This window comes from Salipiger sp. PrR003 (assembly GCF_010500785.1).
GTDB lineage: Bacteria > Pseudomonadota > Alphaproteobacteria > Rhodobacterales > Rhodobacteraceae > Salipiger > Salipiger pacificus_A.
This window is the reverse complement of record NZ_JAAGOV010000048.1, coordinates 53065-68440: the sequence shown is the minus strand read 5'-3', so window position 1 is coordinate 68440 and position 15376 is coordinate 53065. Positions and strand designations below refer to the sequence as shown.

14 protein-coding genes and 1 pseudogene are annotated in these 15376 nt (G+C 66.5%); 9 read left to right on the top strand and 6 right to left on the bottom strand.

Annotated features, from left to right (window positions below):
• Positions 1-140, bottom strand: a pseudogene (locus G0D83_RS17995) (sarcosine oxidase subunit beta); the annotation flags it as partial.
• 197 nt (positions 141-337) lie between these two features.
• On the opposite strand from G0D83_RS17995, the gene G0D83_RS17990 reads away from it, so the two are divergent.
• A complete protein-coding gene (locus G0D83_RS17990; protein WP_235940158.1) occupies positions 338-1381 on the top strand; it encodes a GlxA family transcriptional regulator in 1044 nt (347 codons plus the stop codon).
• Positions 1382-1398: 17 nt separating this feature from the next.
• Here the strand turns inward: G0D83_RS17990 and yghX are convergent, their stop codons facing one another.
• From yghX to G0D83_RS17970, 4 genes are all read right to left on the bottom strand, one after another.
• Complete coding sequence (gene yghX, locus G0D83_RS17985) at positions 1399-2292, bottom strand: YghX family hydrolase (RefSeq protein ID WP_164196178.1); 894 nt, start codon at positions 2290-2292, stop codon at positions 1399-1401.
• Positions 2293-2395: 103 nt separating this feature from the next.
• On the bottom strand, positions 2396-4294 hold the full coding sequence (gene prpE / locus G0D83_RS17980) for a propionate-CoA ligase PrpE (RefSeq protein WP_164196177.1): 1899 nt from the start codon (positions 4292-4294) through the stop codon (positions 2396-2398).
• A 308-nt stretch (positions 4295-4602) separates the two neighbouring features.
• A complete protein-coding gene (locus G0D83_RS17975) occupies positions 4603-6882 on the bottom strand; it encodes an NADP-dependent malic enzyme (RefSeq protein WP_164196176.1) in 2280 nt (759 codons plus the stop codon).
• Positions 6883-7070: 188 nt separating this feature from the next.
• Positions 7071-7283 carry a DUF3072 domain-containing protein gene (locus G0D83_RS17970; RefSeq protein WP_108969235.1) on the bottom strand — a complete coding sequence of 71 codons (213 nt, stop codon included), beginning with the start codon at positions 7281-7283 and terminating at the stop codon, positions 7071-7073.
• Positions 7284-7510: 227 nt separating this feature from the next.
• Between G0D83_RS17970 and G0D83_RS17965 the strand changes: the two genes are divergently transcribed.
• From G0D83_RS17965 to G0D83_RS17930, 8 genes are all read left to right on the top strand, one after another.
• Entirely contained in the window at positions 7511-8431 is a 921-nt protein-coding gene (locus G0D83_RS17965; RefSeq protein ID WP_164196175.1) for a manganese-dependent inorganic pyrophosphatase, read from the top strand.
• A gap of 91 nt (positions 8432-8522) precedes the next feature.
• Entirely contained in the window at positions 8523-9389 is an 867-nt protein-coding gene (locus tag G0D83_RS17960; RefSeq protein WP_164196174.1) for an aldose 1-epimerase family protein, read from the top strand.
• Positions 9390-9470: 81 nt separating this feature from the next.
• A complete protein-coding gene (locus G0D83_RS17955; RefSeq protein ID WP_164196173.1) occupies positions 9471-10343 on the top strand; it encodes a TIGR01459 family HAD-type hydrolase in 873 nt (290 codons plus the stop codon).
• 109 nt (positions 10344-10452) lie between these two features.
• On the top strand, positions 10453-10896 hold the full coding sequence (locus G0D83_RS17950; RefSeq protein ID WP_164196181.1) for a MaoC family dehydratase: 444 nt from the start codon (positions 10453-10455) through the stop codon (positions 10894-10896).
• Positions 10897-10982: 86 nt separating this feature from the next.
• A complete protein-coding gene (locus G0D83_RS17945) occupies positions 10983-11525 on the top strand; it encodes an NADPH-dependent FMN reductase (protein ID WP_164196172.1) in 543 nt (180 codons plus the stop codon).
• A gap of 141 nt (positions 11526-11666) precedes the next feature.
• A complete protein-coding gene (locus G0D83_RS17940; RefSeq protein ID WP_164196171.1) occupies positions 11667-12266 on the top strand; it encodes a TetR/AcrR family transcriptional regulator in 600 nt (199 codons plus the stop codon).
• Between the two features lie 29 nt (positions 12267-12295).
• Positions 12296-13276, top strand: coding sequence for a zinc-binding dehydrogenase (locus G0D83_RS17935; RefSeq protein WP_164196170.1), 981 nt, complete (start codon positions 12296-12298; stop codon positions 13274-13276).
• Positions 13277-13519: 243 nt separating this feature from the next.
• Positions 13520-14332, top strand: a complete 813-nt coding sequence (locus G0D83_RS17930; protein WP_164196169.1) for a sulfite exporter TauE/SafE family protein — start codon at positions 13520-13522, stop codon at positions 14330-14332.
• 112 nt (positions 14333-14444) lie between these two features.
• Here G0D83_RS17930 and map read toward each other — a convergent pair whose 3' ends face one another.
• The gene (gene map, locus G0D83_RS17925; protein WP_164196168.1) at positions 14445-15272 is read right to left on the bottom strand and encodes a type I methionyl aminopeptidase; all 828 of its coding nucleotides are present in this window, start codon (positions 15270-15272) and stop codon (positions 14445-14447) included.
• Between the last annotated feature and the right edge of the window lie 104 nt (positions 15273-15376).

The following is a 15376-nucleotide window of genomic DNA, read 5'->3' as shown; positions in this document are numbered from 1 at the left end:
GCGCCCAGACCGTGCCCCCCCGCCCCGACGATCACCACGTCGTACGCGGCCTTCGGCTGGCTGTCCGGCCATTGCTCGGTCCAGTCCTTGTGACCGGTCACGGCGTTCTTGAGAAGGGAAAAGGCGTTGAAACGAGTCATCGGCGGGCCCCGGATTGGAGGAGAGTGCTGGGGACCCTTGCTAAGCCATCCGGGTCGCTTACACGTGAAGAATTGCGCCACCAAAAATGAACTGAAGCGTCATGAGCCGGATTTCCGACGCTGTGAGGCCGCTCTCTCGTGCGGCGCGCGGCGCATCTTCCCCTGCCCGCCGCATCTCTGTAGGATTACGCCAGCCCATGAAGAATCCCGCCATGCCGTCTGCCTTGCCCACCAAACGCCTGCGTGTCGCCTTCCTTCTCGCGGGGCGCTTCACCCTCTCGGCCTTTGCCAATTTCGTCGACGTGCTGCGGCTCGCCGCCGACGAGGCCGACCTGTCGCGCCCCATCCTCTGCGACTGGACTGTGCTTTCGGACACGCTCGGACCGGTCCGCTCGAGCTGCGGGGTGCGCGTTCAGCCCGACACGCGCCTGCGCAACGCCGGGAGCTACGACTACCTGGTGGTGGTCGGCGGGCTGATCAGCGACGAGGTGGCGCTGAGCCCGGCGGAGCTCGCCTATCTCAGGCGGCAGGCGGCGGCAGGGGTCCCGGTGGTCGGTCTCTGCACCGGCGTCTTCATCCTGCAGGAACTGGGGCTACTCAAGGGCTACCGCTGCTGCGTGAGCTGGTTCCACCACCAGGATTTTGTCGACCGGTTCGAGGCGGAGACGCCGGTGTCAGACCAGATTTTCGTGGTCGACCGTGACCGGCTGACCTGTTCGGGCGGGCACGGGGCTGCGCATCTCGCCGCCTTTCTCGTGCAGCGCCACATCGGCCAGTCGGCGGCGGTCAAGAGCCTCAACATCATGATGATCGACGAGGCGATGAGCGGCGAGAAGGCACAGCCCGGTCAGGCACTCACCCGGCGCGCCCGCGACGAGCTGGTGAAACGCGCGGTGCTGCGCATGCAGCAGCACATCGAATTGCCGAAACCCATCGACGAGATCGCCCGCGAACTCGGGACCTCTCGCCGGACGCTGGAACGGCGGTTCCTCGCGGATCTCAAGCAGACCCCGCTCAAGGCCTACATGGAGCTGCGGCTCGAGCGCGCGCTGATCCGGCTGCGCAGCAGCGATGCCTCGGTGACCGAGGTGGCGCTGGCCTGCGGCTTCTGCGACGGGCCGCACCTGTCGCGCACCCTCAAGGCCGAGCGCGGTATCACCCCGGCGGAATACCGCAAGGCGCAAGGCGGCGGCAGCGACCAAGAGCTGGCCGTGGGGGTGCTGCTGCCCCGATCCGAATAGCGAGCCGCGCGGCCCGCTCAGCCGAGATACTTGTTGAACCACTCTATCGTGCGCGACCACGCCAGCTCTGCCGCCTCGGCGTCGTAGCGCGGCGTGGAGTCGTTGTGGAAGCCGTGGTTGGCCCCCTCGTAGATATACGCCTCGAAGGTCTTGCCGTTGGCCTCCAGCGCCTCCTTGTAGGCGGGCCAGCCGGCGTTCACCCGCTCGTCGAGCGCGCCGTAGTGCAGCAGGATTGGCGCCTCGATCTTGGGCACGTCCTCGGCCGCAGCTTGCCGGCCGTAGAAGGGCACCGCGGCGCCCAGCTCGGGATAGGCCACCGCCGCGGCATTGGCCACGCCGCCACCGTAGCAGAAGCCGGTGATGCCGACCTTGCCGGTCACCGCGTCATGGGCCATGAGGAATTCGACAGCGGCAAAGAAGTCGTTCATCAGCTTCTCGCCATCGACCTGCTGCTGCAGTGCCCGGCCCGCCTCGTCGTTGCCGGGATAGCCACCAAGGGGCGTCAGCCCGTCCGGCGCCATGGCAATGAAGCCGGCCTTGGCGAGGCGGCGCGCGACGTCCCGGATATAGGGGTTGAGACCGCGGTTCTCGTGCACCACCACCACGCCCGGCGCGGTCTCTTGGCCCGTGGGGCGCACGAAATAGGCGCGCATCTCGCCGTGGCCGTTGGGCGAGGGATAGGTGATCCACTCGGCGAGAATGTCGGGATCGTTGAAACTGACCTGCTCGGCAAGCGCGTAGTTCGGGCTCATCATCGACAGGATCGCGGCGGCCGTGAGCCCGCCCACGGCAAACTTGCCGGCACGATCGAGAAACTCTCGCTTGGTGATCATGCCATGGGCGTAGAAGTCGTAGAGCTCCAGCAGCTCCGGGCTGAAGTCCTTTGCGGTCATGCGGGTCTGTTCGGTCATCGGGGGCCTCCTCTGCACACGCCCGCAGGGTAACACGTCCAGAGACGCGTGCAGTCACACAGGCGTGTGCGCGGGGCGCCGAGGTGGCGCCCGGTCATTCGTGTCAGGCCGACGCCTTGGCGTAGCCGAGTGGCGTCACCGCCTCGCGGATCTCGCCTAGGATTGCGGGATCGTCGATCGTCGCAGGCGTCTTGAACTCGGCGCCATCGGCGATCTTGACCATGGTGGCGCGCAGGATCTTGCCCGAACGGGTCTTCGGCAGGCGGTCCACCACCGTGCAGAGCTTGAAGGCCGCGACCGGTCCGATCTGGTCGCGCACCAGCTTCACCGCCTCGCGGACCACCTCGTCGTGCGGCCGGTCGCAGCCAGCGTTGAGGCAGAGGAACCCCATGGGCAGTTGGCCCTTGAGCGGATCGGTCACGCCGATCACCGCGCATTCGGCGACATCGGGATGGTTCGACAGAATCTCTTCCATCGCGCCGGTCGAGAGCCGGTGCCCCGCCACATTGATCACGTCGTCGGTGCGGGACATGATGTAGAGATAGCCATCCGCATCCTTCATCCCCGCGTCGCCTGTCTCGTAGTAGCCCGGGAAATGGGTGAGATAGGCGGACTTGAAACGCTCCTCGGCATTCCACAGCGTCGGCAGCGTGCCCGGCGGCAGCGGCAGCTTGATGGCGATGGCGCCCAGCTCTCCGTCCTTCACCTCGTGGCCGCCCTCGTCGAGGATGCTCACGTCATAACCCGGCATCGGCACCGAGGGCGAGCCCAGCTTGACCGGCAACTGCTCGATCCCCAGTGGGTTGGCAGCGATGGCAAAGCCGGTTTCGGTCTGCCACCAGTGATCGATCACCGGAACGTTCAGCTGGGTCTGCGCCCATTGGATGGTGTCGGGATCGGCACGCTCCCCGGCGAGGTAGACCGCCTGAAGGCAACTGAGGTCGTATTTCTTGACGAACTCCCCCTTGGGATCCTCGCGCTTCACAGCGCGGAAGGCGGTGGGCGCGGTGAAGAAGCTCTTCACCCTGTGCTCGGAGATCACTCGCCAGAAGGTGCCCGCGTCGGGGGTGCCGATGGGCTTGCCCTCGAAGACGATGGTGGTGTTGCCGTGGATCAGCGGCCCGTAGCAGATATAGCTGTGACCGACGACCCAGCCCACGTCAGAGGCCGCCCAGAAGCGGTCGCCCGGCTCGACGTTGTAGACGTTCTTCATCGTCCAGTTCAGCGCCACCAGATGACCGCCGGTGTGGCGCACGACGCCCTTGGGCTGGCCAGTGGTGCCGGAGGTATAGAGGATATAGGCCGGGTGGTTGCCCTCGACCGGGACGCATTCGGCAGGCTCGACGCCGTATTGGAAGCCGTGCCAGTTCACGTCGCGGCCGGGGGTCAGCGTTGCAACCTCCTGCTCGCGCTGGAAGATGACGCAGAAGTCGGGCTTGTGGGTGGCGGCGTCGATGGCACCGTCGAGCAGCGGCTTGTAATGCACAACGCGGTTCGGCTCGAGCCCGCAGGAGGCGGCGATGATGCACTTGGGCTTGGCGTCGTCGATGCGCACCGCCAGCTCGTGCGCGGCAAAGCCGCCGAAGACCACCGAGTGGATCGCGCCGAGCCGGGCGCAGGCAAGCATCGCCTCGAGCGCCTCGGGGATCATCGGCATGTAGATGATGACCCTATCGCCCTTCTCGACGCCCTTGGCCCGCAGCGCGCCGGCCAGGGTGGCGACGCGGTTGCGCAGCTCGACATAGGTGATCTCGCGCTTGGTGTGGGTGATCGGGCTGTCCCAGATGATTGCCACCTGCTCACCCCGGCCGTTCTCGACATGGCGGTCGACCGCGTTCCAGCAGGTGTTGGTCAGCCCGTCGGCGAACCATTCGAACATGCCCGCGCCCCGGTCGAAGAGCGCCTTCGAGGGGGCCTTGTCCCAGTCGATCGCCTCGGCGGCCTGCATCCAGAACCCCTCGGGGTCCGACGCCCAGCCGGCATAGATGTCCTTATAGCCCATGGTGCCTCCTCCTTGCGCCCGTCTCCACAGCGGTGCGCAATTTTGATACGGCTCGAAGCTGTCACCCGGCAAGTCTGTTACCGCGCACAGGGACAGAAGGACGCAGAAGTTTGCTGTTTTTTGCGAAGCACCGGCGAAGAAAATTTGCAAAGCCGCGAGGCCTGCAAATTCTTCTGCAAACCGCGCCATTTTTTGCAAATTCGGCGCAACCGTTCCATGGAGAACGACCAGCGCGGACGGGAGAATCGCAATGACGGCGGAGCCTGGAGTGTCGGCCGCGGCGCCAAGGCGCCGCGGCCGGGCTCGGATCAGCCGTAGTGCGCCACCGGGGTTCCGGCGACGGCGGCCATGTTGAGCAGCCCGCGCGCGGTGATCGAGGGGGTCACGATATGTGCGCGGTTGCCCATGCCCATGAGGATCGGCCCGACTTCCAGACCGCCCGCCTTCACCTTGAGGATGTTGCGCACGCCCGAGGCGGCGTCGGCCTCGGCGAAGACCAGCACGTTGGCCGCGCCCTGCATCCGGCCGTTGGGCAGCAGCCGCGCGCGCAGCTCGGGGTCGAGCGCGCTGTCGACATGCATCTCGCCCTCGTAGACGAAGTCACGCGGTGCACTGTCGAGGATCTCGAGCGCCTTGCGGATACGCGGTCCGGAGCCGTCGGCCTGATTGCCGAACTGCGAGCGCGAGCAGAGCGCGACCTTGGGCTCGAGGCCGAAGCGCCGAACGTGACGCGCGGCGCCGATGGCGGTCAGGGCGATCTGCTCGGGTGTCGGCTCGATCCAGATCTGCGTGTCCGAGATGAACAGCGGACCGTCTTCGAGGATCATCATCGACAGCGCGCCATGCGGCTGCGCCCGTTCGCTGCCAAGCACTTGCGTGACGTAATTGAGGTGCCAGCGGTACTCTCCGAAAGTGCCGCAGATCAGCGCGTCGGCCTCGCCACGATGCACCATGACCGCGCCGATGGCGGTGGTGTTGGTGCGCATCACCGCACGGGCGAGATCCGGCGTCACGCCGCGCCGCGCCATGATCCCGTGGTAGGTTTCCCAGTAGTCGCGGTAACGCGGGTCGTTCTCGGGGTTCACCACGTGGAAGTCGCGGCCCGGGCGCACCGTCAGGCCGAGCCGCTCGCAGCGCATTTCCAGCACCTCGGGGCGACCGATGAGGATCGGCGTTTCGGTGGTCTCTTCGAGGATAGCCTGCGCCGCGCGCAGCACACGCTCGTCCTCGCCCTCGGCGAAGACGATCTTGCGCGAAGCGGTGGCGGCGGCCTCGAACACCGGCCGCATCAGCAGGGCCGACTTGAAGACGCTGGCGTTCAGCTTGTCCTTGTAGGCCTTCAGATCGGCGAGCGGACGCTGCGCCACGCCGGTCTCCATCGCCGCCTTGGCCACGGCCGAGGAGACCACGGCGGAAAGACGCGGATCGAAGGGCTTGGGGATCAGGTAGTCGGCGCCGAAGGTCAGCTGCTCGCCATGGTAGGCAGCGGCGGCCTCGGCCGAGGTGGTGGCGCGGGCCAGCGCCGCGATCCCCTCGACGCAGGCGACCTGCATGGCGTCGTTGATCTCGGTCGCGCCGACGTCGAGCGCGCCGCGGAAGATGAAGGGGAAGCACAGGACGTTGTTGACCTGGTTCGGGAAATCGCTGCGGCCAGTGGCGATGATCGCATCCGGCGCGACGCTGCGCGCGAGGTCGGGCATGATCTCGGGCGTCGGGTTGGCCAGCGCGAAGATGATCGGGCGCGCGGCCATCTTGGCCACCTGCTCGGGTTTCAGAACGCCGGGGCCGGAAAGCCCGAGGAAGAGGTCCGCGCCCTCGATCACCTCGTCCAGCGTGCGCTTGTCGGTGGCCTGAGCAAAAGCGGCCTTCTGCGGGTTCATGTCTTCCTCACGGCCCTCATGGACCAGGCCGTGGATGTCGCAGAGCCAGATATTCTCGCGCTTGACGCCGAGCTTGACCAGCATGTTGAGGCAGGCGATGCCCGCCGCGCCGCCGCCCGTCGAGACGATCTTGATGTCCTCGAAGGACTTGCCGGCCACGTGCAGCGCATTGGTCGCCGCGGCGCCCACCACGATGGCTGTGCCGTGCTGGTCGTCGTGGAAGACCGGGATGTTCATCCGCTCGCGGCAGATCTTCTCGACGATGAAGCAATCGGGCGCCTTGATGTCCTCAAGGTTGATCGCCCCGAAGGTCGGCTCGAGCGCGCAGACGATCTCGGCCAGCTTCTCGGGGTCGGGCTCGTTGAGCTCGAGATCGAAGCAGTCGATATTGGCGAATTTCTTGAAGAGGACCGCCTTGCCTTCCATCACCGGCTTCGACGCCAGCGGGCCGATATTCCCGAGCCCGAGCACCGCGGTGCCGTTCGAGACCACCGCGACGAGGTTGCCGCGCGAGGTGTAGCGCGCGGCGTTGGCGGGGTCCGCCTTGATCTCGAGGCAGGCCTCGGCAACGCCGGGGGAATAGGCGCGGCTCAAATCCCGTCCGTTTGCCAAGGGCTTGGTGGCGCGGATCTCGAGCTTACCGGGCTTGGGGTTCTCGTGGTAGAAAAGCGCCGCCTGACGCAGGCTTTCCTGAGCGGTATCGGTCATGTCGTAGGCCTCCCATCGAAGATGGTTCAACGTTGAACAATCTGCCCATGCGGGCTCGGGGGCCGGGTATCAGGAATTGCGATGCCGGTAAACGAAAAACGCCGGACAGCCCATCACGGCTCTGTTTGGAAGGGCGGAGACCTGCCCGCCCCGCCGCTCTCGAGCAGGGCCGTGATCGGGCCGCGTGGTCAGGACGCCGGAGGGGTGGTGCCGGCAAGATCATCGAGCTCGGCGATGCGCCGCTCGGCCTGCCAGAGGGTCAGCTCGGCGTCAAAGGTCTCGCCCGCGCGTTCGGACAGATCACGAAGGCGCTGCTCCTGCTCGGCGGTCATTGGCTGGCGCGGATCGGGCGGCACGTCCATGGCGGCGTCGATCGGGCGCGGGCTGGTCATGAAACTCATCGTGGTTCCTCCTTATGGGGCACTCAACGCGGGTGTGCTGGCGCGGTTCCATGACACCGCGGAAACAGGGCAGAAACACAACGGAAACGTGGCAGGGACAGCGCAAATCCCGCGATGGCAGCGGCATTTGGCGGCGTGACAAGCCGCGGGCATCTGCCTATAACGCCCCGCGAAAGCCGCGATGCATCCCGATGCACCTCCCTATGAACCCGAGGAGTTTCTTCCGCATGACCACCCTGGTTTTTGGCCACAAGTCCCCCGACACCGACTCCACCGGCAGCCCGATCATCTGGTCGTGGTACCTCAGCGAGGTGAAGGGCGTGGACGCCAAGCCCGTGCTGCTGGGGGAACCCAACACCGAGGCCGCCTTCATGCTCGAGCACTGGGGCCTCGAGAAGCCCGAGATCATCGCCGACGTCGAGGCCGATGCGCCCGTGGTGATCGTCGACACCAACAACCCCGCCGAGCTGCCGGCCTCGATCAACAGCGCCGACATCCGCGCCATCATCGACCACCACAAGCTGGTCGGCGGGCTGGAAACCAAGGGCCCGATCGACATCACCGTCCGCCCGCTGGCCTGCACCGCCACCATCATGATCGACCTGATGGGCAAGGATTTCGTAAAGATGCCCGAAGCGATCAAGGGCGCGGCGCTGACCTGCATCCTGTCGGACACGCTGGCCTTCCGTTCGCCGACCACCACGCCGCATGACCGCGCCGTCGCCGAAACGCTGGCGGCCGATCTCGGCGTCGAGATCCCCGACTTCGCCGTCGAGATGTTCGCCGCCAAATCGGACGTGTCGGACTTCTCGGACGCCGAACTGATCCGCATGGACAGCAAGGAATACGAAGTCGGCGGCACCAAGTTCCGTGTCTCGGTGCTGGAGACCACCGCGCCCGAGATCCCGCTTGGCCGCAAGGACAGCCTGATGCAGAGCTTCAAGACCGTCGCCGCCGAGGATGGCGTCGACGAGGTGCTGCTCTTCGTGGTGGACATCCTCAAGGAAGAAGCAACGCTGCTGGTGCCGAACGATCTGGTGAAGACGGTGGCCGAAAAGAGCTTCGGCGCGAATGTCGAGGGCGACACCGTGGTGCTGCCGGGCATCATGTCGCGCAAGAAGCAGATCATCCCGAACCTGAAGGTCTGAGCCGCCGCGCCGCGCAGACCCCCAAGGGCACCCCGTCGGGTGCCCTTTTTCGTGCCCTTTGTCCCGTGACCTTCCTGCCCGGAGCCCTGCCATGACCGACCTCGTCACCCTCTCCGACGCCGATCTCACCCTCACCGTCGCGCAACTCGGCGCCGAGCTGCAGAGCTTTGCAAAGGGCGGCAAGGAGCTGCTCTGGCAGGGCGATCCTACGTGGTGGTCCGGCCGTGCGCCGATCCTGTTTCCGATCGTCGGCCCCGCGCCCGGCGGGCGGCTTCGTATCGACGCGTTCGAGTCGGAGATGGCCCAGCACGGCTTTGCCCGCCAGAGCCAATTCCTGCTCGACGAGAGCTCCGCAACCTCCTGCCGCCATGTGCTGAGCGACAGCGAAGCGACCCGCGCGCAATACCCGTTCTCCTTCCGGCTGGCGGTGACTCACGCGCTCGAAGGTGGCACGCTGAAAGTCTCCGCCGATGTCTCCAACACCGGCGATGCGCCGCTGCCCTTCTGCCTTGGCTTTCACCCCGCCTTTGCCTGGCCGCTGCCGGGCGCCGAGGGCCGGCCGCATGGGGTAACGCTCGCCGACAAGGCCGAGCCAGCGCTGGCCCGGATCGACGCTGGACGTCTCGGCGACGCCCACCTGCCCTCGCCCTTCATCAACGGCAAGCTCACTCTCGCCCACGAGCAGTTCGAGGCGGACGCGATGATCTTCCCGGAGGGCGCGGGGACGGCGCTCTCCTACGGCGCGGAGCACGGCCCGAGGCTCGATTTCACCTTCGAAAACCTGCCCTTTCTCGCGCTTTGGCAAAAGCCCGGCGCGCCCTACCTCTGCGTCGAGCCCTGGCATGGGATGCATGCGCTCCAAGGCGCCTCGTCCCAGCTCTTGGAACGTCCCGGCGCGCTAAGCCTCGCTCCCGGCGAAGGCGCGAGCTTCGGCTACACCGTCACCCCGCATCTCTGAGCCCCGCGGCGCTGGCCTCATCGCCCGCGCTGGCCTATCAAGGGCGCACCTCTCACACTCAAAGTCCGACAAAGGCTTCCCATGACCCGCATCATCCAGTCGCTTTCCGAGATCTCGCAGAATTACGAGGCGGCCTTCGTCGACCTCTGGGGCTGCGTGCATGACGGCGTGAAGGCCTTTCCCGCCGCCATCGAGGCGCTGCGCGCTTTCCGCGCCCGGGGTGGCACCGTGGTGCTGCTGACCAACGCCCCGCGCTCGCGCCACGAGGTGGTCAAGCAACTCGAGGGTTTCGGCGTGCCCGAGGACGCCTGGGACAATATCGCCACCTCCGGCGACAGCGCCCGCGTCGCCATGTTCCGCGGTGAGGTCGGCCAGAAAGTCTACTTCATGGGCACGCCCTTCGATGAGCCCTTCTTCGAGCCGATCAAGCTGCTCGAGAACCCGCTGCCGATTGAGCGCGTCGCCCTGGAAGAGGCCGAAGGCATCGTCTGCTGCGGCCCGTTCGATCCGCATGCGGATCCCTCGGAGCTGCGCCCGCAGCTGCTTTACGCCAAGCAAAAGGGCATGAAACTGCTCTGCGCGAACCCCGATATCGTCGTCGATCGCGGCGAGACCCGCGAATGGTGCGCCGGCGCGGTGGCGCAGCTCTACACCGAGATGGGCGGCGAGAGCCTCTATTTCGGCAAACCGCATCCGCCGGTCTATGACCTCGCGCGCCGCCGGCTCGCCGAGATCGACCGCAGCGTGCCCGACAGCGCGATCCTGTGCATCGGCGACGGCATTCGCACCGACATCCTCGGTGCGGTGGGCGAGGACATCGACTCGCTGTTCATCACGGGCGGGCTCGCGGCCAAGGAAACGAAGACCGACGAACAGCCCGAGGCCGAGGCGCTCGAACGCTACCTCGCCGACCAGCAAATGGAACCGACCTATTCGATTGGCTTCCTACGCTGAAAGATACAAATTCTCCTCTTGATTTTCTGCGGTCGCGAAGTAATAAAATTACTCACTGATCCAATTCAGTCGCATTTTTATTACCGGACCGCAGATCATGGAGGAGAAGATGCTCGACAACCTGCCCCGCGGGACGATCTGCATCGAGGACATCGAAATGGGTATGTCCCGGCACCTGCGCAAAGAGGTGACCGACCGCGACATCGCGCTTTTTGCCGAGATCTCGACCGACCACAACCCGGTCCACCTCGATGACGCCTACGCGCAGGATACGATCTTCGAAGGGCGCATCGCCCATGGCATGCTCACCGCAGGGCTGATCTCGGCGGTGATCGGCGAGCAGCTTCCCGGCCACGGAACGGTCTACCTTGGCCAGACTTTGAAGTTCATCGCCCCCGTCCGCCCCGGCGACACGGTGCTCGCCGAGGTCACGGTCCGCGAGATCGATTTTTCAAAACGCAGGGTCATGCTGGACTGCAAATGCTCGGTCGACGGACAACCGGTGCTGGTCGGCGAGGCCAAGGTGCTCGCGCCCTCGCGGAAGTTCGACTGACCGGTCGCTTTCTCCGCGCCATCAATGTCTTGCCGGGGGCGCCGACGCGAGCCATGCTGCGGTTCACCTAGCGGAAGGACTGACCCATGCCCCGAATTCTCGGCCTCAGCGGCAGCCTGCGCGCCGCCTCCTACAACGCCGGCTTGCTGCGCGCCGCCATGGAGCTGGCGCCCGAGGACTGCCCGGTGCTCCCCGGCTCGATCCACGAGGTGCCGCTGTTCAACGCCGACGAAGAGGCCGGCGAGGGGCTGCCCGTGGCGGTGAAGACCTTGCAGGCGCAGTTGGCGGAGGCCGATGGGTTGCTGCTGGTCACCCCCGAGTACAACGGCGGTATTCCGGGCGTTTTCAAGAATGCCATCGACTGGATGTCACGCGGCGAGGGCGGCAAAGCGTTCAAGGGCAAGCCGGTGGCGATCATCGGCGCGTCGCCCGGCGGGTTCGGGACAATCCTGTCGCAGACGCATTGGCTGCCCGTGCTGCGCGCATTGGGGGCGCAACCTTGGCTTGGCGCAAAACTGATGGTGTCGCGCGCGGGTAAATCCTTTGATGCGCAGGGCACCCTCACCGACAGCGCCGTGCGCGAGCAGCTGCAGGCCTATCTCGCGGGCTTCGCCGCGAGTCTCGACTAAGACCTCCTTGGGTGGCCCCGGCAGGCTCTGCGCCTGCCGATCACGCTTCGTGACACGTGACCTCCGTCTGGCGCGACGTCATCGGGAAAATCTGCCGCGGAGCATCTAGACGACCGGTCTATTTTAACTACATAGCACCCCATGACCGAGCCGAGCAAATCCGAAGCAACCCGCAAGAAGATCCTGGCCAGCGGCCGCGAGCTTGTCCTGAGGGGCGGCTTCACCGGCGTGGGCCTGTCGCAAATCCTCAAGGAAAGCGGCGTGCCCAAGGGGTCGTTCTACTATTATTTCGCCTCCAAGGAGGCCTTCGGCTGCGCCCTGCTCGAGGACTACGTCTCCGAATATCTCGAGAGATTTGATGCTCTCGCGGAGACCCCGGGCAGCGCTGGCGACCGGCTCGCAGCCTATTGGGACTCCTGGCTCGGCGAGGACGCCTCGGCGGGACTGGCGTCACGCTGCCTTGTGGTCAAGCTCGCCGCCGAGATCGCCGATCTCTCGGACGACATGCGCCGGGTGCTCGACGACGGGGTCTCTGACCTTGTTGCGCGCCTCGCCGCGCTGCTGATTGAAGGCGCCGAGGACGGCTCGCTGCGGCCGCTGCCCGACCCCGAGGGCGCGGCGGGCGGAGCCTACGCGCAATGGCTTGGCGCGGCGATCCTTGCCAAGCTCTCGCAAAGCGACGCGCCCCTTCGGCAGGCCCGCGCCGACACCGTGCGCCGCCTCTTCCCCGACACTCCCTGACCCCTGTTTTTGACACGAAGGACCCCGACATGCGTGCTGCATATCACGACGTTTTTGGCGACCCCGCCGATGTGATGCTCTTTGGCGAGATGGAGACGCCCAAGCCCGGTCCGGGCGAGGTGCTGATCAAGACCATCCTGTCGCCGATCCACAATCACGACCTGTGGACGATCCGCGGCCAATACGGCTACGTCCCCGAGCTGCCCGGCGAGATCGGCGGCTCCGAGGCGGTCGGCATGGTCGCCGCCCTTGGCGAGGGCGTCGACAAGGCGTTGCTCGGCCAGCGCGTTTCGGTCGGCGGCGTGCACGGCAGCTGGGCCGAATTCTTCGTCGCCAAGGCGGCGACGCTCGTGCAGCTGCCCCAGAGCATCCGGGACGAGGACGCGGCGCAGCTCATCGCCATGCCGTTCAGCGCCATCGCCCTGCTCGACTCGCTCAAGGCCGGCGAAGGCGACTGGCTTGTGCAGACCGCGGCCAATGGCGCTGTCGGCAAGATCATGGTGAGCCTTGCGAAGGCGCGCGGCATCAAGCTGTTGAACCTCGTGCGCCGCGCCGATGCAGTCGAGGAGATGAAGGCGCTCGGCGCCGAACACGTCCTGTCCACCGCCGACGAAGGCTGGCTCGACACCGCCAAGGCGCTGATCGGTCCCGCGGGCGCGGTCTCGGCCATCGACTCCGTCGGCGCCGAGCTGGGCATGGCGCTGGCCGCGCTGCTGGGCAAGGACGGGGAATACGTGGTCTTCGGCACGGCGACCGGCGCACCGCTTCAGCTGCCGAGCGGTGAGATGATCACCAAGCACTTGGCCGTTCGCGGCTTCTGGGCCTCGCGCGTGTTCGGCGAGATGAGCAGCGAGACGCAGGTGCGCCTGCTGACCGAATTGGTGACCCTGGCGGCGCAAGGCAAGCTGGCGCTCGACGTGGGCGGCGTTTTCGACCTGGCGCAGGTCACCGAGGCGATGCACGCAGCCCAGACGCCCGCCCGCAGCGGCAAGATCCTGCTGCGGGCCTGACCCGCGGCGCTTCCCCTGATACAAGGCCCCTCGCCCGGACCGGCGGGGGGTCTTTTTCTGTGACGCGCCGCTCGGCCCTGCCTGGCGCGGGGCGCGGCATTCGGAGCGCAGTCGCCGCGTGATCCCCGAGGCGCGCACCGCTTCCCCTTGACCTTCGCCCCGGCGCCGCGTTTCTCCGGCAGGCGGCCTCCGCGCCGCCGGGTCCACGCCCCGCCGCATCCGCCGCACAGCAGAAAGAGCCCCATGGATTACGTCACGCTATTCGCCGTCATCGCCGCCGCCGGCGCGGTGGCCGGAATCATCTCGGGTCTTCTGGGCGTGGGCGGGGGGATCATCCTCGTGCCGGCCTTCTATTACGTCTTCACCGGCCTCGGTTATCACCCCGAGCAGCTGATGCAGATCTGCGTCGCCACCTCGACCGGCACGATCATCGTGACCTCGCTGCGCTCGGTCACCTCGCATCACAAGCGGGGCGCGGTGAGCCTCGAGTTGATCAAGGGCTGGGGGCCGTTCATCGCCATGGGCTCGGTGCTGGGCGTTCTGGCAGCGACCGTGCTGCACAGCGACCAGCTGCTGCTGGTCTTCGGCGTGATCGGCGTCTGCCTCGGGCTTTACATGTTGCTCGGCAAGAAGACCTGGCGGATCTCCGAGACCCTGCCGGGGCGCGGGCTGAGCGCGCTCTACGGCGGCATCATCGGCTTCTTCTCGGCGCTGATGGGCATTGGCGGAGGCAGCTTCACAGTGCCGCTACTAACCGCCTACAACGTGCCGCCGCACCGTGCCGTTGGCACCTCACCCGGCTTCGGGCTGCTTATCTCGATCCCCGGGTTCATCGCTTTCCTGCTGACCGGCTGGGGGATCACCGGCAAGCCGCCGGGGACCGTGGGCTACGTCAATTTGCCCGCCGTTCTGCTGATCATGGTGACCTCGCTGCTCACCGTGCCGATCGGTGTGAAGCTGGCGCACAGCCTGAGCCCGGCCCGGCTCCGGCTGGTCTTTGCGATCACCGTGTTGGTGCTGGCCGGGAACATGCTCCGCAAGGCGCTGATGGGCTGAGCCTGTCGGGCCGACGCCTCATCCCTCGGCGAGGCGCTGGACCAGCCAGGCATCCAGACAGCGCTGAGGCTGGCGGACTGCCCCTCGCCCGAGGTCGCGCCCGGCCAGCCCTTTAGCCCCAGGTCGGGTGGAACTTACCGCCCGGAGAGAGGGTGAAGATCTCGGCCCCGTCGGCGGTCACGCCAACCGAATGCTCGAACTGCGCCGAGAGCGACTTGTCGCGGGTCACGGCGGTCCAGTCGTCGGCGAGCACCTTTGTCTCGGGACGGCCGAGGTTCACCATCGGCTCGATGGTGAAGAACATGCCTTCCTCGAGCATCGGCCCGGTTCCGGCTCGGCCATAGTGCAGCACGTTGGGCGCGGCGTGGAATACCTGGCCGAGACCGTGACCGCAGAAATCGCGCACCACCGACATGCGCTGCGATTCGACATAGCTCTGGATGGCATGGCCGATGTCGCCGAAGGTGTTGCCCGGCTTCACCGCCTCGATGCCCATCATGAGCGAGTCATGGGTCACCTGGATCAGCCGCTCGGCCTTGCGCGAGAGCTTGCCGGCCACGTACATGCGGCTGGTGTCGCCGTACCAGCCGTCGACGATCACCGTGACATCGACGTTAAGGATGTCGCCATCCTTCAGCTTCTTGTCGCCGGGGATGCCGTGGCAGACCACGTGGTTGATCGAGATGCAGCTGGCGTGCTGATAGCCCTTGTAGCCGATCGTGGCCGAGACCGCGCCCGCCTCTTCGACCGCACCGCGGATGAAGTCGTCGATCTCGGCCGTGGTGCGACCGGGCTCGACCAGCGGCGCGAGGTCGTCGAGGATCTTCGCAGCCAGCGCGCCGGCCTTCTGCATGCCGGCAAAATCGGCGGTTTCGTGAATGCGGATGCCGTCGCGGGTGAGACGGCCGCTCGTGTCATTTCGCAAGACGGGGCGCTCCATGGGTCTCTTCCCTTCAATACTTAATGCGTATTGCGCTCCATTGCCAGAGGATGGCAGGGGAACGCAATGGCATGTCCCGGAGTTAAATCCCGCGATGCGGGCCG